Annotated in this window: 19 protein-coding genes; 16 read left to right on the forward strand and 3 right to left on the reverse strand. The window is 43.2% G+C overall.

Annotated elements, in window-relative coordinates; genetic code table 11:
* Positions 1–222: 222 nt before the first annotated feature.
* From GZH31_RS01735 to GZH31_RS01765, 7 genes are all read left to right on the forward strand, one after another.
* Positions 223–1,812 carry an alkaline phosphatase gene (locus GZH31_RS01735; protein WP_118843943.1) on the forward strand — a complete coding sequence of 530 codons (1,590 nt, stop codon included), beginning with the start codon at positions 223–225 and terminating at the stop codon, positions 1,810–1,812.
* Positions 1,813–1,823: 11 nt separating this feature from the next.
* Positions 1,824–3,623: an alkaline phosphatase gene (locus GZH31_RS01740; RefSeq protein WP_180311326.1), complete on the forward strand. Its 1,800-nt coding sequence runs from the start codon at positions 1,824–1,826 to the stop codon at positions 3,621–3,623.
* Between the two features lie 70 nt (positions 3,624–3,693).
* Entirely contained in the window at positions 3,694–4,410 is a 717-nt protein-coding gene (locus GZH31_RS01745) for a hypothetical protein (RefSeq protein ID WP_065978254.1), read from the forward strand.
* Between the two features lie 169 nt (positions 4,411–4,579).
* Positions 4,580–5,245 carry an SDR family oxidoreductase gene (locus GZH31_RS01750; RefSeq protein WP_180311327.1) on the forward strand — a complete coding sequence of 222 codons (666 nt, stop codon included), beginning with the start codon at positions 4,580–4,582 and terminating at the stop codon, positions 5,243–5,245.
* 139 nt (positions 5,246–5,384) lie between these two features.
* Positions 5,385–5,765 (forward strand): hypothetical protein, encoded by a 381-nt coding sequence (locus tag GZH31_RS01755; protein WP_036971539.1) that lies wholly within the window; start codon positions 5,385–5,387, stop codon positions 5,763–5,765.
* Positions 5,762–8,098 (forward strand): fatty acid cis/trans isomerase, encoded by a 2,337-nt coding sequence (locus tag GZH31_RS01760; protein ID WP_036971537.1) that lies wholly within the window; start codon positions 5,762–5,764, stop codon positions 8,096–8,098. The genes GZH31_RS01755 and GZH31_RS01760 overlap by 4 nt, the downstream gene beginning before the upstream one ends.
* Before the next feature lie 293 nt (positions 8,099–8,391).
* Positions 8,392–10,140 (forward strand): response regulator, encoded by a 1,749-nt coding sequence (locus GZH31_RS01765; protein WP_118843946.1) that lies wholly within the window; start codon positions 8,392–8,394, stop codon positions 10,138–10,140.
* 18 nt (positions 10,141–10,158) lie between these two features.
* Here GZH31_RS01765 and GZH31_RS01770 read toward each other — a convergent pair whose 3' ends face one another.
* Positions 10,159–10,782 carry a DUF4097 family beta strand repeat-containing protein gene (locus GZH31_RS01770; protein WP_118843947.1) on the reverse strand — a complete coding sequence of 208 codons (624 nt, stop codon included), beginning with the start codon at positions 10,780–10,782 and terminating at the stop codon, positions 10,159–10,161.
* A gap of 128 nt (positions 10,783–10,910) precedes the next feature.
* Here GZH31_RS01770 and modF point away from each other — a divergent pair, with 128 nt between their 5' ends.
* Entirely contained in the window at positions 10,911–12,368 is a 1,458-nt protein-coding gene (gene modF / locus GZH31_RS01775; RefSeq protein ID WP_257473669.1) for a molybdate ABC transporter ATP-binding protein ModF, read from the forward strand.
* A gap of 24 nt (positions 12,369–12,392) precedes the next feature.
* Here the strand turns inward: modF and GZH31_RS01780 are convergent, their stop codons facing one another.
* Positions 12,393–13,271, reverse strand: coding sequence for a TraB/GumN family protein (locus tag GZH31_RS01780; RefSeq protein ID WP_118843948.1), 879 nt, complete (start codon positions 13,269–13,271; stop codon positions 12,393–12,395).
* Between the two features lie 526 nt (positions 13,272–13,797).
* Between GZH31_RS01780 and ilvG the strand changes: the two genes are divergently transcribed.
* The 7 genes from ilvG to can all read left to right on the forward strand — a co-directional run bounded on the left by ilvG (position 13,798) and on the right by can (position 22,245).
* Complete coding sequence (gene ilvG, locus GZH31_RS01785) at positions 13,798–15,447, forward strand: acetolactate synthase 2 catalytic subunit (RefSeq protein ID WP_118843949.1); 1,650 nt, start codon at positions 13,798–13,800, stop codon at positions 15,445–15,447.
* Positions 15,444–15,689: an acetolactate synthase 2 small subunit gene (ilvM, locus tag GZH31_RS01790; RefSeq protein WP_036971521.1), complete on the forward strand. Its 246-nt coding sequence runs from the start codon at positions 15,444–15,446 to the stop codon at positions 15,687–15,689. Before ilvG ends, ilvM begins: the two co-directional genes overlap by 4 nt.
* A gap of 109 nt (positions 15,690–15,798) precedes the next feature.
* A complete protein-coding gene (gene ilvD / locus GZH31_RS01795; protein ID WP_036971518.1) occupies positions 15,799–17,655 on the forward strand; it encodes a dihydroxy-acid dehydratase in 1,857 nt (618 codons plus the stop codon).
* A 2-nt stretch (positions 17,656–17,657) separates the two neighbouring features.
* Entirely contained in the window at positions 17,658–19,211 is a 1,554-nt protein-coding gene (gene ilvA / locus GZH31_RS01800; protein WP_065978247.1) for a threonine ammonia-lyase, biosynthetic, read from the forward strand.
* Between the two features lie 88 nt (positions 19,212–19,299).
* Entirely contained in the window at positions 19,300–20,334 is a 1,035-nt protein-coding gene (locus GZH31_RS01805; protein WP_257473670.1) for an ABC transporter substrate-binding protein, read from the forward strand.
* Positions 20,335–20,385: 51 nt separating this feature from the next.
* Positions 20,386–21,564, forward strand: a complete 1,179-nt coding sequence (locus tag GZH31_RS01810; RefSeq protein WP_118843950.1) for a methyltransferase — start codon at positions 20,386–20,388, stop codon at positions 21,562–21,564.
* Positions 21,565–21,582: 18 nt separating this feature from the next.
* The gene (gene can, locus GZH31_RS01815; protein ID WP_036971509.1) at positions 21,583–22,245 is read left to right on the forward strand and encodes a carbonate dehydratase; all 663 of its coding nucleotides are present in this window, start codon (positions 21,583–21,585) and stop codon (positions 22,243–22,245) included.
* Positions 22,246–22,290: 45 nt separating this feature from the next.
* On the opposite strand, the gene GZH31_RS01820 is transcribed toward can, so the two are convergent.
* A complete protein-coding gene (locus GZH31_RS01820) occupies positions 22,291–22,554 on the reverse strand; it encodes an accessory factor UbiK family protein (protein ID WP_036971505.1) in 264 nt (87 codons plus the stop codon).
* Positions 22,555–22,664: 110 nt separating this feature from the next.
* Between GZH31_RS01820 and rep the strand changes: the two genes are divergently transcribed.
* Positions 22,665–24,677 carry a DNA helicase Rep gene (gene rep / locus GZH31_RS01825; protein WP_036971502.1) on the forward strand — a complete coding sequence of 671 codons (2,013 nt, stop codon included), beginning with the start codon at positions 22,665–22,667 and terminating at the stop codon, positions 24,675–24,677.
* Positions 24,678–24,693: the final 16 nt, after the last annotated feature.

A 24,693-nucleotide genomic window follows, 5' to 3' on the forward strand; every position in this document is an offset into this window, starting at 1 on the left:
CGCTTCTCGCTTCTCGCTTCTCGCTTCTCGCTTCTCGCCATTATTAACCACCTTAAAACAGTGCTTCTTTCTTTTGGCTGTTAATCAGTTGTTTAATATTTTCGTCATTAAAAGTCACTTATTCAGTCATAAATACTTCCTACCATAAGCTCGCTAATTATCCATGTGCAGCTTAATTAGTCGCATACAATTCTTAAAATAACGTACTAACGGAACGTAACGATGAAAATGAATAAAATTGCCTCAGCAATTGGCTTTACGTTGGCATTGTCAGCGACGGCGAATGCCGGTGTGTTACCAGATAGTCAAAAACAAAATGAGTGGTACAGTGCCGCTGAAGCTAAATTAATCAAGAAAGAACAGGTAGCTCAGTCAGAACAGGCATTTAAAGCGAAGAATGTGATCTTATTTGTGGGTGATGGTATGGGGGTGTCGACACTCACTGCATCACGCATCATGGCAGGTCAAATGGGCGGTAAGTCTGGCGAAGAAGGTTTTTTAAGTTTTGAAGAGTTCCCTTACTCTGCGCAAATTAAGACTTACAACGTGGATGCACAAACACCTGATTCAGCGGGGACGATGACGGCTATTATCTCAGGAGTTAAGACTGACGTTGGCGTGATTGGTGTTAATGAAAATATTGAGCGTGGCAAGTGTGCGACAGTTGCTGGCAATGAATTAATTACCGCGACTGAACTGGCTGAAATTAAAGGCCTAGCAACGGGGGTAATATCAACGGCACGAATCACACACGCGACACCTGCTGCAACTTATGCAAAATCGGCGGATCGTAACTGGGAAGATATTTCTGATATGCCGGCTGATGCCGTTGAAGCTGGTTGTGAAGATATTGCATCTCAACTTGTTAACTTTGAGAAGAATTTAGAAGCACGTTTTGTCGGTACTGACGTGGATGGTTTAGAGGTTGTGATGGGCGGTGGTCGTCGTCACTTTTTACCGAAAGATGCGGCATTCAATTCAGCTGATGCTGTTAGTGAAGTCGAAGGGGACCGCACAGACGAGCGAGACCTAACTGCAGAATGGAAAACACTCTACCCAGAGGGTCAGTATGTCACGGATCAAGCTGGTTTCGATTCACTAAATGCAGATACAAAACGCGTGTTTGCACTATTTAATGAGTCACACATGCAGTATGAAGCAGACCGTAGTAACGATATTGCGGGCGAGCCTTCATTATCACAAATGACCTCTAAAGCTATCGACATTCTTAAAAATAATGATAAAGGATTTTTCTTAACGGTTGAGTCAGGACGTATTGACCATGCTCACCATGCGGGAAATGCTTACAACGCATTAAACGACACCGTTGAATTTGCAAAAGCAGTGCAAGCGGCTGTTGAAAACACTAACCCAGAAGAAACGCTTATTTTAGTCACCGCAGATCACAGTCATGTATTTACCATTGCGGGTTACCCAAAACGCGGTAATCCAATACTGGGTCAAGTGGTTGCCGTTGGTAAAGAAGCGCCGACTCTAGCTGCAGACGGTATGCCGTATACAACAGTCGGGTATGCAAATGGTTTAGGCTTTCGTGATTTAGGCGATGAGACTGATGCAGATGCGTCATATAACGACGCTGCATTTGCTGGCCGTGTTGACTTAACGGGTGTTGATACAACGACCCCAGGTTACCACCAAGAAGCCACTGTGCCATTAAGTTCTGAGACGCATGCGGGCGAAGACATTTCATTGCATGCAAAAGGTCCAGGTGCGCAGTTAGCGCAAGGCGTTGTGGAGCAAAATGTAATTTTCCACATCATAAATCAAGCTCTAGAACTAATTGAAGAATAATGGCGATGACAATGAAAAAACTAAATTTAATTTCTCTTGCTGTAGTAGTGGCATTAGCGGGTTGTTCTGATGATGATGACAAAGGCCCAATTGAAACAATCACAGTTGAAAACACCTTAGCTGTCGGGTCTGAGCAGTGTGTGAATGGTGGTACAGAAACCGTATCGGGTGAAGATACAAACCGCAATGGTGAGCTAGATTCAGCAGAAATCACAGAGACAACGGTTGCGTGTAATGACCCAGCCACATCACTGACCGCACAGCAGCTTGCGCCACTGACGAGCAATGATTGGTTTAAGGCCGCAAAAGTTAAGATGGCGGCAAGCGAAGAGAGCATCGCTGCGGTTGCTAAAGAGTCAGGGAAAGCGAAAAACGTCATTCTATTTGTGGGTGACGGTATGGGGATTTCTACCGTGACAGCGGCACGCATTATGGCGGGTCAGCTTGAAGGCAAGTTGGGCGAAGAGCATCAACTGAGTTTTGAAGCGATGCCGTTTTCTGGTTTTGCAAAAACATACAACGTTGACGCACAAACGCCGGATTCTGCGGGTACGATGACAGCAATGGCATCTGGTGTTAAAACAGATGCCGGTGTTATCGGCGTTGATGAAGATATCGAACGTGGTAACTGTGCGACGGTTGCGGGTAATGAGCTGGTAACAGCAACAGAGCTTGCTGAAATTGCAGGAAAATCGACCGGGATTGTATCAACAGCGCGAATTACACACGCCACACCTGCTGCCACCTATGCAAAATCGGCTGACCGTAACTGGGAAGATGTATCTGATATGCCAGAAGCGGCTGTCGCTGCGGGATGTGAAGATATCGCCTCGCAACTCGTTAACTTCGAAGCAAACCTTGAAGCACGTTATGCGGGATTAGATGTTGATGGCTTAGAAGTCGTGTTGGGCGGTGGTCGTCGTCACTTCTTACCTAAAGATGCCGCGTTTAACTCTGCGGACGCTTTAAGCAGTGTTGAAGGTGACCGTACGGATGGTCGCGACCTAACTGCTGAGTGGAAAGCGAAATACCCAGCGGGTCAATATGTTATGGACCAAGCAAGTTTTAATGCTGTGAATGCAGACACAACTGAGCGTTTATTTGGTTTATTCAATGAATCACATATGCAGTATGAAGCCGATCGCGCTAACGATATTGCTGGTGAGCCTTCATTATCTGAAATGACCGCAAAAGCAATTGACGTGCTTGATAACAATGACAAAGGTTTCTTCTTAACCGTTGAAGCGGGTCGTATTGACCATGCTCACCATGCGGGCAATGCGTACAACGCATTAAGTGATACGGTTGAGCTTTCAAAGGCTGTTCAAGTTGCATTGGATAAAACCAGCATTGAAGATACTTTGATCATTGTTACGGCTGACCACAGCCATGTGTTCACGATTGCGGGTTATCCAAAACGTGGTAACCCAATTTTAGGTAAAGTCGTGCCTGTGGGGAGTGATGAGCCATCACTCGCAGCGGATAATATGCCATACACTACTGTAGGATACACTAATGGCGGTGGCTTTCGTGACTTAGGTGATGAAACTGATGCGGATGCGGGCTATAACTTTGCACCCGTGACTGGGCGTGTTGATCTCACCGATGTTGATACAACTACACCGGGTTTCCATCAAGAAGCGGTGGTACCGCTTAGCTCTGAAACACATGCAGCAGAAGATGTTGGTGTGTATGCAGTAGGCCCAGGAGCCCATTTAGTTACTGGTACGAATGAGCAAAGCCTTATTTTCCATGTGATGGATTATGCCGCTGACCTTGTGAAACAAGCTGATGCTAAATTAGCCCAATAAATGTTAGCAGAGAGCCCTTAGGGGCTCTCCTTACATCGAATACAACACCTTTAAAATAAAAGAGACTCCCGTGAAAGCTGCGATATTAATTGCTTCATTACTTAGCCCACTTGCTGTTGCAGGTCAGTGCGATACAAACACCGGTTATGCGAAAGCAAACTATACAGTTACAACCGATGCTGTTGCTAACAAACAGCACACAGACAACGCCTTTACGCTTTGGCGTACGCCTCATCAAGTGGCTAAGCAAAACCCACAATTTATCGAGTTGTGGCAACAGTTACGTAATCAGCAAATGCGACCAATCCGTTACTTTCAACACGCACAGCGTGGTATTGAATATCAGCCTTCTGAGGTTCAGGGCGAACAGGATTGGAGTGCCAAATATCAGTTGGTAAGTAATGCACTGCTCGAAAAAATGACTTTAAAAAATAGTGCAGGCGAAGGTTGTGAGCTGACTGAGCATTATCAATACCAGCAAGCAGAGACAAAAATAGAGTTAACGTGGCTTGCTAATCAGCAGCTGGTTAAAGAAATGCGTATTTCATCGCCTTCTTATAGTCGCACAGTTGCTTTAACCACGGTTGAGCACAATAAAGACGCGGTAACAGCACAATTTGCCAAGTGGGATAACTTTCAAACGACAGATTATGCCGACATTGGTGACAATGAAAGCGACCCCTTTTTAGCCAAGATGATTAATTTAGGGTTTGTAGAGCATGGCGCGACTGGTTTTTATGATGCGCAAGGTAATCAATTGCAAAGTGAGCATCAGCACCATCATTAACATGCCTTGCTAAACGTTGCCGCTGAATGTATTAAAGCGGCACACCCTTACAGCACGTCTTTGGCTGTGCGATTTATCATTTAAAGTACACAGTTCAATAAGCACCAGCCCTTGGTTTTTTGTTATCAGTCCCAAGGTATAGGGTATACGCTAACGAAGGAGCAGACGAATGACAAAACATGTGGTTGTAACGGGAGCTAATAAAGGTATTGGTCTTAATTTCTGTAAGCACTATTTAGCACTAGGAAACCGTGTTACGGCGGTTGTTCGCACGCCAAGTGAAGAGCTAAAAGCGCTCGATGTGAAAATAATCAGTGATATTGATGTCGCTAATCCAGACGATGTAACAACACTTGCCAATCATCTTCATGCCGACAAAATAGATATTTTGATCAACAACGCGGGTATTTTTCATAACGAAACCCTCGATGAGATGGATTTTTCTGCAATTGAAAAGCAAATAAGTGTGAATGCCATCGCGCCTGTTCGTATTACTCACGCGTTATTACAAAACTTAGGGATTGATGCCAAAGTAGCGATGATTACATCACGAATGGGCTCAATCGCTGATAACGGTTCGGGAGGTTATATAGGCTATCGTATGTCAAAAGCCGCACTCAATGCTGCGGGAGTGAGTTTGGCTCATGAGCTTAAAGATAAGCAGATAGCCGTTGGGCTATTTCATCCCGGGTTTGTACAAACAGAGATGGTAAATTTTGCAGGAGATATCAGCCCAGAGACAGCCGCTGAACGTTTAATAAAGCGCATCGATGAGCTAAACCTTGATAATAGTGGTGGTTTTTGGCACTCAAATGGTGAAACTTTACCTTGGTAAAGAGTGAGAAAATAAGTCATTAACAGTAAAGCAGTTAGCAATAAAAAAGCGGTTAACTGCTGATAACTTTCGCTAATTTTTGCTCTTTTTGTTTGCTATACTTCTACAATGACAGCCATATTGATGTAGAGAACAGCACATGGAACTAGAGCAAAATAGCGATTTAACCCTTCCCCTTTTTTATTTCGATGAGCATCTCAATAGTCGTGACATTGAGTCGCCTGATTTACTTTTACACGTCACGTTAGATGAAAATCTACTTACCCAGCTTTGCCAGAATCCTGCTGTTGATAGTAGTGTGGCTATTGCCTTAACTGATTATCGACTCGAAGCATTGGCTGAACAATATCAGTCACTGATAAAGGGTGAGCACCATGCTCAGCTAACCCTTGTTCGTGGGCCACTATTAAGTGCAATGCTCAGCGCTGAGGGCGACAGCAGTTTTGTATCGCCTCAAGTCGATATGATGCCAACCTTTGACTTAGGTGATGACCTAGAGGATAGCGAGGAAGAAGGATGAAAAAAACCTTCACGACACTATTTGGCTTAATCTTATTAAGTGGTTGCGCTTATTTAGGGGCAGCGCACTATGATGAGCTATTTGGTAAAGAGCAACCTCAACAGCGTGTTGTTGCAGCATCAACCCCACAAGGTGCTGAGTTTCTGGCAGATGTAAAGCCAGTGCTTGATAGTCGCTGTGTGGTGTGTCATGGCTGTTATGATGCGCCGTGTCAATTGAAGTTATCCTCGGTTGAGGGCATCGACAGAGGCCTCAGTAAAGAACGTGTTTACGATGGAACGCGCTTGCTGGCCCAAGAGCCTAGCCGATTGCTGTTTGACGCACTCGATACCACTGAGTGGCGAGAAAAAGGTTTTACACCGGTGCTTAATGAGCGTGTGCAAACTGAAGAGGCGAATTTGGCTGCCAGTGTCCTTTACAATGCGTTAGTGCTTAAACAAAGTAGCCCGCTTCCGACACAAGCAATCTTAGGTGATGAGTTTGATTTTAGTCTCGATCGTGAGCAAACATGTACAACCATGAATGAGTTCGATGCGTTTGCAAAGGACAACCCGCACAGTGGGATGCCATATGGTTTGCCGGGTATTTCAAGTGAAGAATTTCAGCGTTTAGCAAAATGGTTAAAGCAAGGGGGCTATCTGGCACATATTGAGCCGCCAGAAAAAAACGTACTTAAACAAGTTGAGCGCTGGGAAGCGTTTTTAAACCAAGAGGGTTTAAAGCATCAACTTGCAGCTCGGTATATTTATGAGCACTGGTATTTAGCCCATATTTATTTCCCCGAACAGGGAGATAAACACAGCTACTTTAAACTCGTTCGCTCATCAACCCCACCGGGCCAAGACGTTAAAGTGATTAGTACGCGTCGTCCTTACGAAGATCCCAAGGTATCTCGGGTTTATTATCGTTTGATGCATGACCGTTCAACTATTTTGGCAAAAACACACCTGCCGCTTGCTCTTAATGATGAAAAACTTGCGCGTTTGCACGCTCAATTCATCGAAACAGAGTATCAGGTTGATAAGCTGCCAAGCTATAAACCGGATGTTGCTTCAAATCCATTTAAAGCATTTGCGGCCATCCCGGTAAATTCTCGTTATCAGTTTATGCTTGATGAAGCTGAACTGATCATTATGGGGTTTATTAAAGGCCCTGTATGTCGTGGTCAAATAGCCCTTAATGTTATTAACGATCAATTTTGGGTTGCCTTTGCAAAACCTGAAATGGCAGCAACCCCTAAGGTGGGTGAACTGTTATTACAGCATGAAGATGCACTGGCATTGCCCGCTGAAGAAGAAAGTAACGCACTGCCTATTTCAAGCTGGGTGAAATACTCAAAGAGTCAAAATAAGTATCTCTCTGCTAAAGTGGCTTTGGCCAACAAAATGTTCGCTAATGGCCAGCACTTAACCACCGATTTACTGTGGCGTGGCGATGGTCATAATCAAAATGCGGCACTCACCGTTTTTCGTCATTTTGATAGTGCAACCGTGGTTAAAGGCTGGATAGGCCAACAGCCTAAAACAGCATGGGTGCTTGATTATGCTTTGTTTGAGCGCATTCACTACTTGCTGGTGGCTGGCTTTGATGTGTATGGCAATATAGGCCATCAATTATTAACGCGTTTATACATGGACTTTTTACGCTTAGAGGGTGAGGGCAATTACTTAGCGTTACTACCAGAGAACAAACGAGAAGAAATCAAAGCCCAATGGTATCGTAAATCACCGCCAAGTCTCACGAGCTTTTTTGAAGATGAACTGTCCTTTAGTCAGCCATCGGGCATTGAATATAAAACCACAGACCCACAGGCGGAATTATTCAACATCCTTAAAGCAAAGTTAAAGCCTATATTGAGTACGCGTTATGATTACACGCAAGTACCAGAGCCTCTCTCGCAGATTAATGAGTTACCGGTAAAAGCGATTAACTTATTGCCACAAATTTCATTTGTGTTAGTGAAAGAGGGGGCGGATGCGCATAAGGCATATACCATTATTCACCATAATGCTCATTATAATATTTCGAGCTTATTGAACGAAGAAGGTCAGCGTGCCTATGATGAAGATACTGTGACGATTGTGCCTGGTTTTATTGGTGACTACCCTGAAGCGATTTGGTACTTACACAATACTGAGCAAGTTAATGCGTTCGCATCAGGCCTTGCTAAAGTCACTGATGAAGCAGCGTACAGAGACTTGAAAAGTGAGTTTTCCATTCGTCGAACGCACCCGCAGTTTTGGCAATACAGTGATATTTTGCACCACGTTGCCAAGCAATATCGCGGTGTTGAGTTTGGGCTATTTGATTATAATCGGCTCGAAAATAGATAAAGTAATTGATAGTGTTAACCGATAGTTTAAAGCCCACCTAGAGTGTAATGCCAGTCAGTTAAGCAGTTTTTTGAATAAATATGTGAATATTATTCAGTTAAAGCTGCTTAAAGCAGGTGGGGACAAAATTAGCTAAAGACCATATAGCAAAAGGGCTTCAGTAAGATTTTTATAAATCATCGCTGTAACCCTTTATTTTATTGGTTTTTCCTTAACTGATCTGCATTACACCTAGAGTGGGCTTTATTGTGAAATGTGAACTACAATTATGCTTAAAAATAAATGAGTAATACATGTTGAAGCTAGTTAAGGATATCCGACAACGATATCGGTGGGGGTTATCAGCCATTGCTATTTTGATAACCATCTCTGCTGCCCTAATGCAGACTCTTTTTTATGTGCAAAAAGGGGATGCGAAGGTGATCAACATTGCCGGTAAGCAGCGGATGCTTTCACAAAAAATAGCGCTGCATGGAAATGCCTTGATCTATCAGGATTCAGAGCGTCTAAAAGAGCAACATCGTAGGTTGTTACAGCAGGCTGTAGAACAATTTGTGTCAGGACATCAGTTTTTACTTGAACAAGAAAATGGCGAATTTATTCATTTAAACTCTGCACTCGAAGCGCATTACTTTTCTCCTCCAAACCAACTTGATGCGCATGTTAAGCGCTACATAAGTCAGGCTCAGCAGTTATTAAATAGTCGCACTAACTCCAGCAATATAGACAGTTCTATTTTTGTGAGCGAACAATTAGAGGCGCTGCTAACTAAGTTAGATCAAGCGGTAAAATTACTCGAGCAAGAATCGGTGTATAAAGTCACGATTATCTCGGTACTTGAGGTGGTGTTTTGGCTTGCTGCTATTGTGTTGTTAATCATAGAGCTTATTTTTATTTTTAAACCAATGGAAAAGCTGATTGCAAATACCATTCAGAAATACCAACAACAAAAAGAGTATGCAGAGCGGGTTAATAAAAATAAAGAGCGGTTTATTGCGCGAACAAGTCATGAGTTCAGAACCCCCTTGCAAGGTCTTACCTCGTCGATAGAAGCGCTTGATATTAGCGATAATCAACAACTGACGAAGCAACAAGCCATATACTGCGTTAACCGTTTGGTAGCTATGCTCGATGAGCTACTCGATTTACAACAGCTATCATCAGGCGACTGGCAGCTAAAGCCACATTCAAGCAACTTACTAACCACCTTGAATCAAGCTATTGCGCCTTATAAGTACGCGTGTAACGATAAAAATATTACGCTCAGTGTGAATATGTCTGAGGCATTAGACAAAGACGTGGTGACTGATCACGCAAGGCTACAACAAGTGCTTTCTGAGCTTATCAATAATGCGGTTAAGTTCACCCCTAAACAAGGTCGAATTGCCGTGAATGCGATTTGCAAAGGTCACAAACAGGTAATTCTGGAAGTGCAAGATAATGGCACCGGTTTTGAGCATCCTCCTGCTGAGCTGCTTGACTTTGAGCATGATAGCGAACAGCATTTTCAGGGCTTAAAAACAGGCCTGTTACGGGTTATGCATATTGTAAAAGCACTGAATGGCAAGATTGAGTTTCAAAACGTTCAGCCTCATGGGGTTAAAGTCGTTATTCATTTGGATCTCGAAAATGCCCCCAAATCTGAAATGCCAATGCAGCTACCAACAAACCTGCATTGCTTAATAGTTGAAGATAATCCTCTCAATGCCACAATTTTAGGGCGTATTATTAGTCAGTTTGACTTTAGTTATGACATTGCGAGTAATGGCTTAATTGCGACAAGTATGACAGCTGAAAAAAAATACGATGTGATATTTATGGATTTAAACATGCCAGTTATGGATGGTTTTAAGGCAACAGATATTATCCGCAATGAACAATCGCTATTAACGCCGATACTTGCCGTAACAGCCAACACCTCGAATGAGGACTTGCAACGAATTTATGACTTAGGCGCCGATATGCATGTGTATAAGCCGATTTCAGTCGAGTCAGTGCAAAAAGCCCTCGGCGCATTATTCACAGAGGGCAAACAGGGATAAGTTGTTTAAAATGAAGAGTTAGTGTCTAACTTTTATGTCACCAACGCCGACTTCTACATCAATGTTGTACTGACCGTTGCCTTGGTAACTTGACTGTGAGCTCACCACTTTACGGTGCGTGTTAGACTCATTTTTTAAGCCACGAATTTTGGTATCACCAACACCTGACTCTAATTCAATGCGTTTGTAGTCATCAAGTGCACTATCGATCCGCACTGCACCGACACCCAGTTCAATCTCAACCGAATTGCTCAGTTCATTAATCTCAATGTCACCCACACCTAATTCAACATCAATCGCCATTGATTTTGGCATTTTAACTAACCAATTTTGTTGAATGTCATCGTTATCTAATTTCAAACTTAATAGATTAGCGCGTTGAGAGTGGTTCAGTTCGATGCCTGACAAGTCAATCTCTGAGCCAAACCAGCCTTTATCATTTTTTGGCTCAATACGAATGGTGACGTGTACTTCGCTGCCGTCATAGCTTTGTACTTCTAAGCTGCCCACCGGAAAATCGATATCAAGCTGACTGGCATTATTAATCGCAAACGTGTGATTGAGTTCACGTGAATCTTTTGCCATTGCTTGTGAGGTTGTCAGTATTAAGCCCACTGCTGCTACACCCAGTAATTTTTTCATTGTATGTTCCTGTTAATGACCTTTTATACCTTAGTCGCAGCGGTGATTAAAAAAGGTTTAAACGGTTTTTAATTTTTTATTGAATGCGGTAACGTCGAACTAAACATAACGTGGAATGAGGGTTCAAAGTGCAACAAACGCAGTTGGTTAATGTTAAAGCCAGCCTAAAAGGGCAGGGCAATGATGTATATTGTGTAGACAATTTAAGCATGACAGTATCAGCATCGCAGCACTGGGTGTTACTAGGTGCAAATGGTGCCGGAAAGTCGGCAATAGCCGCTGTTATCGCTGGGTTTGCTACTATCGAACAAGGCCAGTACACAAATAGTTTTGAGCGCGTCGCGCTGGTATCGCCAGATAGACAAAAGCAATTACTTGCAGAAGAGTTAAACAAAGATCAGGACGATATTATTGAAGGGGTGTCTTCATTCAGTCGTGTCAGCGATCTCATTTTAGCAGGTCGAAGTCCTCAACAAATCGACAATCAGCTGCTCAATCAGCTATTAGAGACCTTTGATTTTGAAAGTAAACTACATAAAGCGTTTCGTGATTTATCGACCGGTGAAACACGTAAATTAATGCTGATCCAAGCGTTAATAGGTCAGCCTGAGCTATTGGTACTTGATGAGCCCTTTGATGGCTTAGATGTAGCAGCGATGACTGAATTGAACCATCAGTTAGCAAAGTTAAGTGAAACAACGACGATGGTTTTTGTGCTTAATCGCTTATCTGAGATTCCAGACTGTGTTGATCATTATGCGTTTATAAAAGACGGTAAAGTTACTCATCAATTAGCGCAGCCAAGTGCTGAACAGCGAGATGATTTACTTAAACTATTGCATCTAACACACACCGATTTAGAGATACCAGAGGCTGATAGTGACCATCAAGCGCCACCGCTTATTGACCCTATCCTGGTTAAACTCACGAATGCGTCGGTCAGCTTTGGCGGAAAAGCTATTTTTGAAAAGCTTAATTGGCAAATTAATCAAGGCGAGCATTGGCAATTAACCGGCAAAAACGGTTCTGGTAAAACCTGCCTATTAAACCTCATTACTGGCGATAACCCACAGTGTTATAACAACGACATCAAGGTATTTGGTTATCAGCGGGGGAGTGGCGAAAGTATTTGGCAAATAAAGCAGCATATTGGTTATATTTCTAATGCGTTACACATGGACTACCGTGTGGGTACTTCGGCATTGAATACGATTATTTCTGGTTTTTATGACAGTATTGGCCTTTATCAAAAAGCGAGTGATAAACAGCTGACTATAGCTAAAAATTGGCTAGCACTACTTGGCTTAAGTGATAAACAAAACAGTTCATTTACTCAGTTGTCATTTGGTGATCAACGCCTGTTGTTGATTGCCCGCGCGATGGTTAAGCATCCTAACTTACTCATTCTCGATGAGCCATGTTTAGGACTTGATGAGGCAAACAGACAGCGGGTTTTATTATTAATCGAAAAAATTTGCAGCGCAAAAACCAGTACCGTGATTTATGTTAACCACCATGCAAGCGATCACATTGCAGGAATAGCGCATTATTTAGAGATGGAAAATGACATAAAAAAAGCGCCTTAGGCGCTTTTTGGACATGCAATTGATTTAAATGCGTGTCACCGTAAAGCCTTTATCGGCTAGCTGTTTAAGTAAACCGTGCTGCTCAGGCAAATGCAGTGCCCCGACTGCTATAAATAGCTTTTCTTTACCGATACGCTTAGATAATTGCTCAACCCAGTTGTTGTTGCGATCAATTAGCATCACTTGTTCACTGAGTTCACCATACTGTGAGTCATCAAAACTTTCGTTATAAAATTGAGTGAGAGTTTCCATATCACCCGACTTCCACGCGTTTATTAAACCAAAGAAATAGGTGTCGGCATCGGCGAGTTGCGCGAAAGTTTCTTCAATCATTTTATCATTCATGATTGCTAAGTGTTCAAACATTTCCATTTGTTGTTCTAGCGTTTCAAGCTCACCCACTGAAATTTTATGGTCTTTAGCGTAAGCAAGGACTTGCTTGTCAATTCCGTATTGGTCAGAAAACCCCACTTTTTGAAACTCCATTTGCATCATGGTTATCATGACGGCCCACGGTGCTAAGTTTTTAAACATAGCAATATCTATGGACTTATCAGCAAAGTATTTTTGCAGTTTGGCATAGTTAGCTTCAGAGAGTTCTGACTGTAATGTTTTGCCGTCTTTTAGCATCATAAAAGGCAATGAGCGACGTTGCATATCGACAGGAGATATCGCACTGATATCGACTTCAACGATGACTTTATCGGTCTTATCAAGTGCATTGGTTACTTTGCTTGGCAGTCCTTGCATACTTTTATCACCGACATGCACCGTGCCGAATAAATATGAGGCAATGCCGTTTTTCTCTACTTTCCAAAGTCCTGGTTCAGCAAATACTTGCTGACTAAAGCCCAGTAGTAGTAGAACAAAAAACAGGGCATTAATACGCTGTATGAATTTCATAACTTTCCTTTTCATGCTGTTGTTGTTTTCAATACTAAACTAATTTTCACAGAGAGGTTTAATAAAATGAGAACAACCCGAAAAAAATTACCTATGAAAGCTAAAAATTAATCAATCATTTAATTGGTTATAACGAGGTATGAAATTTCAATAGCTAGCTATATGTGAATTTTTAATCTTAAATATAGTTAATGTTGGATATTTATTTCTTTAATTTCGTTTTTTGTGATGTTTTTTGAATTGATTTTTATGTTGACTTGAAGGGCTGGGCGCGGTACTAATAGAAAAAGGCAGCGGGATGGCTAGATTTCCGCAACAAATGACACGAATTTGGTATCAGTAAATGCTTACAAATAAACTATCTCTAATCCTAATTAACGTCGTGGTGATTATTATTACCGCGGGGGCTACTTAGTGCTTAGAGAAAAGTGAAGCATTAAAAAAGCCCCCCGCACTTAACAGTCCGGGGGGCTTTTTGTTTTAACCGCAAAAAATACACAATGTCACTGAGGAATGAGGATTTAAGATGACAGGCGCAGAGTTAACAATCGATTTATTAGCCAAACATGGCGTAAAGGATGTCTTTGGTTACCCGGGTGGTGCCATCATGCCTATTTACGACGCTTTGTATGGCGCGCCAGTCAAACATTATTTGACCCGTCATGAACAAGGCGCTGGCTTTGCCGCTGTAGGTTTTGCACGTAGTACGGGTAAGTTGGGAGTGTGTTTTGCAACGTCAGGCCCGGGTGCGACTAACCTTATCACGGCATTGGCTGATGCGATGATGGATTCGGTGCCATTATTGGCGATAACGGGGCAAGTGCCTACCGCAGCGATTGGCTCAGATGCATTCCAAGAGATTGATGTACTCGGTATGTCGTTGTCTTGTACAAAGCACAGCTACATGGTTGAACGCCCTGAAGATTTAGCTGAAATACTGCAAGAAGCCATCCACCTAGCGCAAACAGGGCGTCCGGGTCCTGTGTTAGTCGATATTCCTAAAGACATTCAAATGGCACAGGTGCCATTCCATCCTTGGTTAGCGGCAGAAGATACGTTGCCAAAACTTGACCCCAACCAAGTTGCCATTGCGAATCAAATATTAAGTGAAGCACAACGACCCGTTGCCTATGTGGGGGGCGGTGTACAAGCCGCAGATGCACAAAACGAGCTTATGCAGTTTTTAGAAAAAACCCACATGCCAGCGGTAACAACGTTAAAAGCGTTGGGGAGTGTGTTACCTGATTACGAGTACGACCTTGGCATGCTAGGTATGCACGGTGGCAAAGCGGCTAATTTAGCAGTACAAGAATGCGATGTTTTAGTGTGTATTGGTGCGCGCTTTGATGACCGAGTTACGGGCAACCTAAGTAAGTTTGCCGCAAAAGCTAAAGTTATTCATTTGGATATCGATGCAGCAGAAATCGGTAAACGAAAGCCTGTAAAAGCGTCTCTCGTCGCTGACTTAAAAACGTCTCTACCGCAACTCGATTGCTTTGTAACCCCAGATGAGTGGCTTTTACATATTGAAAGTATGATGAAAGAGCATGCGTGGCGTTATGACTATCCGGGTGAAAAAGTATTTGCGCCTTACCTGCTAAATCAACTGAGCCAAAAAATGCCGAAGACCGGTGTGGTGTGCTGTGATGTGGGCCAGCATCAAATGTGGGTTGCACAGCATATGAAGTTTTCGCACCCCAGCAATCATTTAAGCAGTGGCGGGGCGGGTACGATGGGCTTTGGTTTGCCTGCGGCAATAGGTGCACAAGTGGCACGCCCAAACGATTTTGTTATTACGGTCTCGGGTGATGGCTCAATCATGATGAACATTCAAGAGCTGGCGACAATTCGCCGTAATAATTTATCAGTAAAAATACTTATCTTAGATAACCAGCGTTTAGGCATGGTACGTCAATGGCAGCAGTTATTTTTCGAGGGGCGTTATTCTGAGACCAATCTTTCAGATAACCCTGATTTTGTTCAACTCGCTGCAGTGTTTGGTATCCCAGGTCAAACTGTGACAAGAGCGGATGAAGTTGACACGGCGATTGATGCACTTGTGAATAGTCAAGGTCCTTACATTTTACATGTGTGTATCGATGACAAAGAAAATGTATGGCCGCTTGTACCACCCGGTGCAGCCAATGATGAGATGATGACGGAGACTGTAAAATGAAACACACCCTAACGATTGCACTCAAAAATCAAAGTGTCGCTGTTGAGCGCTTTTTACGCGTTGCCCGTCATCGCGGTTTTGATCTAACAAAAATGAACTTAGAAATGGCAGAAGATGCATTCAGAGTGACTATGACAGTGGTTAGCGATAAACCCATTCATTTATTAACGTCGCAGTTAAATAAATTGGTCGATGTAAAGCATGTGACGCTTGAGAGTCAGCTGCAACAGCAAGCAATTTAATCACAGACAAATTCAACAGGTAACTAGAGCAGCACAGACTATGCTTTAGTAAGAAATAAATTAGGAATGAGGAAGTCAGTGGCACGCCACTGCAACAACAGAGGTAACTATGGCTAAATTACGAAGTGCAACAACAACAGAAGGTCGTAAACGCGCAGGCGCACGTGCATTGTGGCGTGCAACAGGAATGACAGATAAGGACTTCGGTAAGCCAATTATCGCTGTTGTGAATTCATACACGCAGTTTGTTCCAGGGCATGTTCATTTAAATCAACTCAGTGAGTTAATGGCCGAAACGATTACTGAAGCGGGTGGTGTACCAAAAGAATTTAATACCATTGCGATTGATGATGGGATTGCGATGGGCCACGGCGGTATGCTGTATTCGCTACCTTCTCGCGATCTGATTGCTGACTCAGTAGAGTACATGGTTAACGCGCATTGTGCCGATGCGATGATCTGTATTTCTAACTGCGACAAAATCACCCCAGGTATGATGCTGGCTGCATTACGCTTAAATATTCCGGTTATCTTTGTGTCAGGTGGACCGATGGAAGCAGGTAAAACCCGCCTTGCTGATATCGACATTAAACTCGACTTAGTTGATGCCATGGTGAAAGGTGCCGATAGCTCAGTCAGCGACGAAGACTCAGACAAAGTAGAGCGCTCAGCGTGCCCAACGTGTGGTTCATGTTCGGGGATGTTTACGGCTAACTCAATGAACTGCTTATTAGAAGCAATTGGTTTGGCATTGCCTGGTAACGGCACAACACTTGCCACTCATAAAGACCGTAAACAGTTATATGTTGAAGCAGGCGCACGCATCGTTGATTTATGCCGTGAGTATTATCAAAAAGATAATGCCGACGTATTACCACGTGCCATCGCCAATCGCACCGCTTTTATGAATGCAATGGTGGTGGATATTGCAATGGGTGGCTCATCAAACACGGTGTTACATTTATTAGCCGCAGCCCAAGAAGCGGGTGTCGATTTTGATATGTCACATATTGATGAGCTTTCACGCAAAACGCCTTTTTTATGTAAAGTTGCACCTGCCACAAGCAAATATCATATTGAAGACGTGCACCGCGCTGGTGGCATGATGGCAATTATCCGTGAGCTAGGTAAAGCGGGTTTAGTTGATTTGTCTGTGGATCACGTTGCAGGGATGACGATGGCGGAGTTAGTTGAGAAGTGGAATGCCACAGATCCAAACAATGCCGTTGCACAAAAATTCTATAAAGCAGGCCCAGCGGGTATCCGCACCACGAAGGCGATGAGCCAAGAATGTCGTTGGCCTGAACTGGATAACGATCGTGAAAATGGCTGTATTCGCAGTGTTGAAAATGCGTTTCGTCAAGATGGTGGCTTAGCGGTGCTGTCGGGAAATTTAGCGCTGGATGGTTGTATTGTTAAAAGTGCCGGTGTTGTTGAAGAAATGCTGCATTTTGAAGGCCCAGCAGTGGTTTACGAATCACAGGATGATTCAGTTGAAGGTATATTAAATGGTGAAGTAAAAGCGGGTGATGTTGTGGTGATCCGCTATGAAGGTCCAAAAGGGGGCCCAGGTATGCAAGAGATGTTGTACCCGACCAGCTACTTAAAATCGGTAGGTTTAGGTGAAAAATGTGCATTGATCACTGATGGCCGTTTTTCGGGTGGTACCTCTGGTTTGTCGATTGGTCATGTCTCGCCTGAGGCTGCCAGCGGGGGAGCAATTGCGTATGTAGAGAACGGCGATAAAATTATTATTGATATCGCCACCCGCGAAATCACCTTAGCCCTGAGCGATGAAGAGCTTGAAGCACGTAAGCAAAAGCAATTAGCACGTGGTAAAGAGGCCTTTAAACCACGCGATCGTGAGCGTTATGTATCATCGGCACTAAAAGCGTATGCATTATTGGCAACCAGTGCAGACAAAGGGGCGGTCCGTGATTTAGCTAAGCTTGAGGAGTTAAGTTAATCATGGTTTCACAGGAGCTCGATTATTTTCGCGCTATCATCCAAGCAAATATGGAGCCGCTTGCAAAGGTTACTGAGGTCAGTGAAATGGCCGAACTTAGCGCAAGGCTCGGTAATCATGTGTGGTTGAAGCGTGAAGACCAACAACCCGTTTATTCGTTTAAATTGCGCGGTGCATTCCATAAGTTGAGTAAGTTGCCAAAGGGCTCTGATGTGGTCACTGCATCGGCTGGCAACCATGCTCAAGGCGTTGCGTTAAGTGCATCGTTTTTAGGGCACAAAGCGACAATTGTTATGCCGGTAACCACACCCGAAATTAAAGTGAGTGCAGTGCGCGCGCTAGGTGGTGAGGTTGTATTACATGGTCATCACTTTGATGCAGCAAAAGCCCACGCGTTAGCGCTAACAGAGCAGCGCAATGGCGTATTTGTGCCTCCTTTTGATGACCCCGATGTCATTATTGGCCAAGGCACAGTTGCACGAGAACTGATGCAGCAGCTAAACGACCTTGATGCCGTTTTTATTCCTGTTGGCGGTGGTGGCTTGTTGGCGGGAATGGCTGTGTACATAAAATCATTGCGACCTGATATCAAAGTAATTGGTGTTGAAGCGGATGAAAGTGCGTGTTTAAAAGCAGCATTAGAGGCGGGGAAACCTGTGGAGCTTGACCGCGTTGGTAGTTTTGCTGATGGTGTAGCGGTAAAAATAATCGGCACCGAAACGTTCCGCTTAGCACAAAAGTTTTGTGATGAAGTTGTGACCGTGAGTGGCGATGAGATTTGTGCTGCTATGCAGGATATCTTTGTTTCTACCCGTGCAATTGCTGAGCCTTCAGGGGCTTTATCGACAGCGGGTTTGAAAAAATGGTGTCAGCAAAGCGGTGTAAAAGGCTTAAATGTTGCTGCTATTTTATCGGGCGCGAATTTAAATTTTGACCGTTTACGCTACGTTGCTGAGCGCACTGCGTTGGGTGAAAAGAACGAAGCATTACTCGCCGTCACCATCAAAGAAGAAAAAGGCAGCTTTAAGCAATTTTGTGCTTCGTTAGGTGGCCGAGCTATTACAGAGTTTAATTACCGTTATGCAGGACCGGGTGAAGCACAAATATTTGTGGGTATTGCACTTCGCCAAGGTCAGCAAGAGCTAGATGAGTTAAAAGCAGTACTCACTGAAAATGGCTATACATTTTGTGACCTGTCAGATAACGAATTGGCTAAATTACACATTCGTTATATGGTGGGTGGAAAAGCCCCAGCGCAATTACATGAGCGATTATTACGTTTTGAATTTCCTGAATACCCAGGTGCATTAGCGCGATTTTTAGATACGTTAGGCAGTAACTGGAATATTACGTTATTCCATTATCGCAATCATGGTGGCTCTGTAGGTAATGTACTTGCTGCATTTGCTATCGAACCGAGTGATTACGACGTATTTAACGAGCATTTAAATCGTCTTGGTTATAATGTTCAGGATGAAACCAATAATCCATGTTTCACGCAATTTTTAACGACTCAAGGTCAAAAGTTGAGTGAAGCTAAAGCTGCCAATCAATAAACTGGGCTCCATCGAGGAGCCTTGATTTTTTGCATATTTTTCCTATAGTTATTGCACGATTGTAAAGCAAGGACGATGCGTGCGAGGAATGCGTTATTACTTAGGGTTACTCTGTTTAATGCTAAGCATAAGTGCCAATGGCTCAGACAAGGTGACCTTGCAACTAAAATGGACTCATCAATTCCAGTTCGCTGGCTATTACATGGCAGCAAAAAAAGGCTTTTATAAAGACGCTGGACTTGATGTCACTATTTTACCCGCAGATCCTAACAACCCTAACACGTTTGATCAGGTGTTAAATGGTCAAGCCGACTTTGCTATTACGCATTCTGGTATTTTGCAACAACGTGTGCAAGGTGCCCCCGTTGTTGCCTTAGCGGCTATGCTGCAGTTCTCCCCCTATTGTTGGATGGTTAAAAATAACTCTGATATTTTCCAGCCGCGTGATTTTGCGGGTAAAAAACTCAGTAAAATTAGCTCACTTGAAAACGCAGAGTTGTTAGTCATGCTGCAAAGGGCGGGGCTTGATTATCAAAGTTTAATGGCTGCAAGCCAAAAAGGCGGAATAGAGCAGTGGTTAGCTGGCGAACTTGATGCTGTGCAAGTGTATGTAACTAATGAGCCGTATACTTTAACACTGCGTGGTGTTGGGCACCGATTAATTTGTCCACAAAAATTTGGCCTGAATGTGTATGGCGATATTTTATATACCTCGCAGGCTATGCTTAAAAATAAACCGGATATAGTTGAGCGTTTTTATCAAGCAAGTTTAAAGGGATGGCGTTATGCACTGCATAATATGAATGAGAGTATTAATGTCACTCAGCGTGATTATGCCCCGCACAAAAGTATGCAGGAACTTGCATATGAAGCCGATGTACTCGCTAACTATATTCAGCCTCCGGGCAGCAAGTTGGGGAGCATGTCGATGGCTAAATGGCGACTTATCGCTGACCTTTACAACATCGATCAAGACGAATTTGATCATGCATTTTCAGGGTTTATGTATGATCAACAGCAAAGCGAGGGCATAGAGTTATCTTGGATGCTTATTTTAGCGATAATATTGAGCATTGCATGTGTTCCTTTGTACATTGGTCTAATAAGCAATGGAAGGCGTTAAACCTCTTAAAAGCTGTTATACTCACTTTTATTTTTTGTCGTTTTTGTAGTTATGACACTTGCCCAGCACTTTGCTGCTTTAGATACACTGCTTTATTCAACTCGCCAATACTGGCAATGCACGGCATTTGACTTTGATGATATTCCATGGCCTGAATTAATGTCTTTATTATGGGCGATTGATGACAGCCAAGTGAGTGAACTTGATGCCGACCAGCATGCTTTATATCAATACTTTTGTGATGCTATAGACGGTGTTGATGAACTTAATGCCTTATGCGAACTGCCCACAACAAAGTTGCCAAGGAATGAATTTCCATTTTGGATCAGTAATGGCATCAAAGGACGCAAGTTTGAGCAGTTACAAGATTTTGTTGCAGCGATCAGCCAAAATTCACAGCAACACCCTGTTTTAGAGTGGTGTGCAGGCAAAGGACACTTAGGGCGGATGCTGGCATTTAGTGGCGCACCCTCGGTACACAGTATTGAACTACAAGAGCACCTGTGTGAGCAGGGAGCTCATAGTGCTAAGCAGCAACAATTAGCCATGCAGTTTTCACAAGCGAATGTATTAACGGATAACACCGATGCATTTTTTAAAACAGAGCAACATGCCGTCGCTTTACATGCATGTGGTCGTTTACACCAAACATTTATGCAGCAGGCAAGTCGGGCCAAAACCCAGCAGATAAGCTTTTCACCCTGTTGTTATCACTTATTTACCGACGATGCCTACCAAGCAATGAGTGAGCATGCACAGCATAGTCAATTGACGCTAACCCATCGCGATTTAAAGCTGGCCTTGCAAGAAACCGTGACCGCACCAAGTCGGGTTGATAAAGTGAGAAAAACAGAAGTCGAGTGGCGACTTGGTTTTGATGCATTACGTAAATCAATTACCGGTGTTCAGCACTATGTGAGTGTGCCTTCCGTGAATAAAGCGGTATTTTCTGATTCTTTTAGGTCGTTTTGTTTGTGGGCAGCTGATAAAAAGTCACTACATATACCAGATGATATTGATTACAATGCATTTTTAGAGATAGGTAAGCAGCGTAAAAGGGTCACAGAACGCATTGAACTCATCCGACATGTGTTCAGAAGAGCAATTGAAGTTTGGCTCGTGCTCGATCGTGCTTTATATTTGCAACAACAAGGCTATCAGGTATCAGTAAGTACGTTTTGTGAAAAACAGCTCACACCAAGGAATATCTTGATCCAAGCTAATTATTAAAAATCGTAAAGAGGCGCAATGAGAAAGTTAAAAAATTTATTCGAAAATAATAGACGTTGGGCTGCGCGTACGAGTGAAAGTGATCCTGAGTTTTTTAAAATTCTATCAATGCAACAAAATCCAGAGTACTTGTGGATTGGCTGTTCGGACTCACGTGTACCCGCTAATGAGATAGTTGATTTATTACCGGGTGAGTTATTTGTACACCGTAACGTTGCAAATGTGGTTGTGCATACTGACCATAACTGTTTATCAGTCATGCAGTACGCGGTTGAAGTACTTAAAGTTAAGCACATTATGGTCGTTGGACACTATGGCTGTGGGGGTGTTCAAGCGGTTTTAAATGAAGCACGCTTTGGCTTAATTGATAACTGGCTACGTCATGTTGGTGATGTAAAAGAAAAACACATCGAACAGTTAAACGCATTACCAGAAAAAGAACGTTTAAACAGCCTGATTGAACTCAATGTAATTGAGCAAGTACGTAACGTGTGTCGTACTAATATCGTGCAAGATGCGTGGGCGAAAGGCCAAGAACTTACGATTCATGGTTGGGTGTATGGTTTAGCAAATGGTCATTTAAATGACCTTGAATCCGTGGTGACCTGTGCAGAAGAAGCCACAGAGACATACGGTACTGCGGTAAAACGTGTTTTCGAACGTATTGCAGAGAAAAGTTAAGACTTAACTGGATAGAAAAAAGGTGAGCTAAGTAGCTCACCTTTTTTATTGTTCGTCTTGTTTGCTAGCAAGTTGCTGTTCAAGTAAGGCAACCTTTTCTTCTAGCTCCGTGAGTTTTTCACGAGTTCGAATAAGTACTTGGCTTTGAATATCAAACTCATCACGGCTTACAAAGTCCATCTCAGCAAGTTTGTTTTGAATAGCTTGCTTCGTTTTACCTTCAATGGTGTCGGCAAGGTTTTTCACGCCTTGTGGCATGTTATCAGTGATTTGCTTTGCGATTTCTTCAAGTTTTGCTGGGTTGATCATCTTCGTCCCTTGAGTCACGTAAAAAAACAATCTTACCTTATTGGCTAGGCGTAGTGTAGTGATTACGGTAAAATTGCCGGTTCTGTCTTTGGATAATTTCTTAGGGGCTTATGAAACTCAACCCAAAACAAGATGAAGCGGTAAAGTATATCAGTGGACCGTGTTTGGTATTAGCCGGCGCAGGCTCAGGTAAAACGCGTGTAATTACCAATAAAATCGCTTACTTGGTGCAAAAGTGTGAGTATCAAGCACGTAACATAGCTGCCGTTACCTTTACTAATAAAGCGGCAAAAGAGATGCGCGAGCGTGTTGCACAAACGCTTGGTAAGCAAGAGTCTAAAGGGTTATGGGTTTCGACATTTCATACCTTAGGTCTTGAGATCATCAAAAAAGAATTAACCACATTAGGCTTTAAGCCAGGATTCTCATTGTTTGATGATCAAGATACCAATCAATTATTAACCGAGCTTACAGAAGACGAACTAAAAAAAGACAAAGACTTATTAAACCTGTTAAAAATGCAGATAGGCAGTTGGAAGAACGAGCTTATTTTACCCGAACGGGCGATTCGTGAAGCGCGTGAGCCACAAAAAGCACTGTTTGCCCAGTTGTATGCCCGCTATCAAAATCAACTACGAGCTTATAATGCCCTCGATTTTGATGATCTGATCATGATCCCCACCTTGCTACTGGGACAAAATGCGACAGCACGTGAGCGTTGGCAACAGCGTTTTCGTTATTTGCTGGTGGATGAGTATCAAGATACGAATACGAGCCAGTATCAATTGGTTAAATTATTAGTGGGTGAACGTGCTCGCTTTACGGTGGTGGGAGATGATGACCAATCAATTTATTCGTGGCGTGGTGCTAAACCACAAAATCTGGTGTTATTGAGCAAAGACTTTCCGGGTTTGCGTTTAATTAAACTTGAACAAAACTACCGAAGTGCAGGGCGTATTCTTAAAGCAGCCAATATTCTTATTGCTAATAATCCGCATGAGTTTGATAAAAAACTGTTCAGTGAACTAGGTTATGGTGAACCGATTAAAGTCATTGGCTGTCGTGACGAAGAGCATGAATCTGAACGCGTTGTTGCAGAGATCATTTCGCATAAGTTCATGAAGCGGACCAGCTATAAAGATTACGCCATTTTATATCGGGGGAATCACCAAGCGCGCGTATTCGAAAAAGCGCTGATGAGTAACCGTATCCCATATAAAATTAGTGGCGGAATGTCGTTTTTCTCACGTTCAGAAATTAAAGATATCATGGCGTATTTACGCTTGTTGGTTAATCAAGACGACGACAATGCATTTTTACGTATCGTGAATACCCCACGACGAGAAATAGGTACCGTCACTCTCGAAAAATTAGGCACACTTGCCAACGAAAAGCACATTAGTTTATTTGCTGCCTGCTTTGAGCCTGAGCTTGCGCATCGTTTAAAAGGGCGGGGCTTTAATGCGTTAGCAGGGTTTGCTCGTTGGGTGGTTGAACTGTCTGATAATGCAGTGCGGGGTGACACGCTCGAAGCGGTAAAAGAGCTGGTCAGGCAAATTAATTACGAAGCGTATCTTTACGAGTCATCGCCTAGCGCAAAAGCCGCAGAAATGCGTATGAAGAATGTGTCGGAGTTATATCGTTGGATCACCGATATGCTGACCGGTGATGCCGATAACCCCCCGTTGAATTTAGCAGAAGTGGTGAGCAAGTTAACGCTGCGCGATATGCTTGAGCGCAATGAAGAAGAAGATGAATCTGATGCGGTACAGCTTTTGACTTTGCATGCTTCAAAAGGCTTGGAATACCCGTATGTATTTATGGTGGGAATGGAAGAAGGGTTATTACCTCATCAAGTGAGCATCGACGAAGATAACGTTGAAGAAGAACGTCGTCTTGCTTACGTAGGTATCACACGAGCCCAGCAAGAGTTGGTTATGACATACGCTAAGCTGCGCCGTCAGTTTGGTGAAACATCGGATACAGAGCTGAGTCGTTTTGTGCAGGAGTTACCACAGGATGATTTGGCCTTTGAAGCAAAGAAACCGCCTTCTTCTCAAGCAGAGCGAATGGAGAAAGGTCAAGCACGTGTTGCTAACTTGCGTGCTATGCTTAAAAAGTAACGCCGTTATGCTCAAT

The sequence above is a fragment of the Pseudoalteromonas sp. JSTW genome (genome assembly GCF_013423925.1).
GTDB classification, from domain to species: domain Bacteria; phylum Pseudomonadota; class Gammaproteobacteria; order Enterobacterales; family Alteromonadaceae; genus Pseudoalteromonas; species Pseudoalteromonas lipolytica.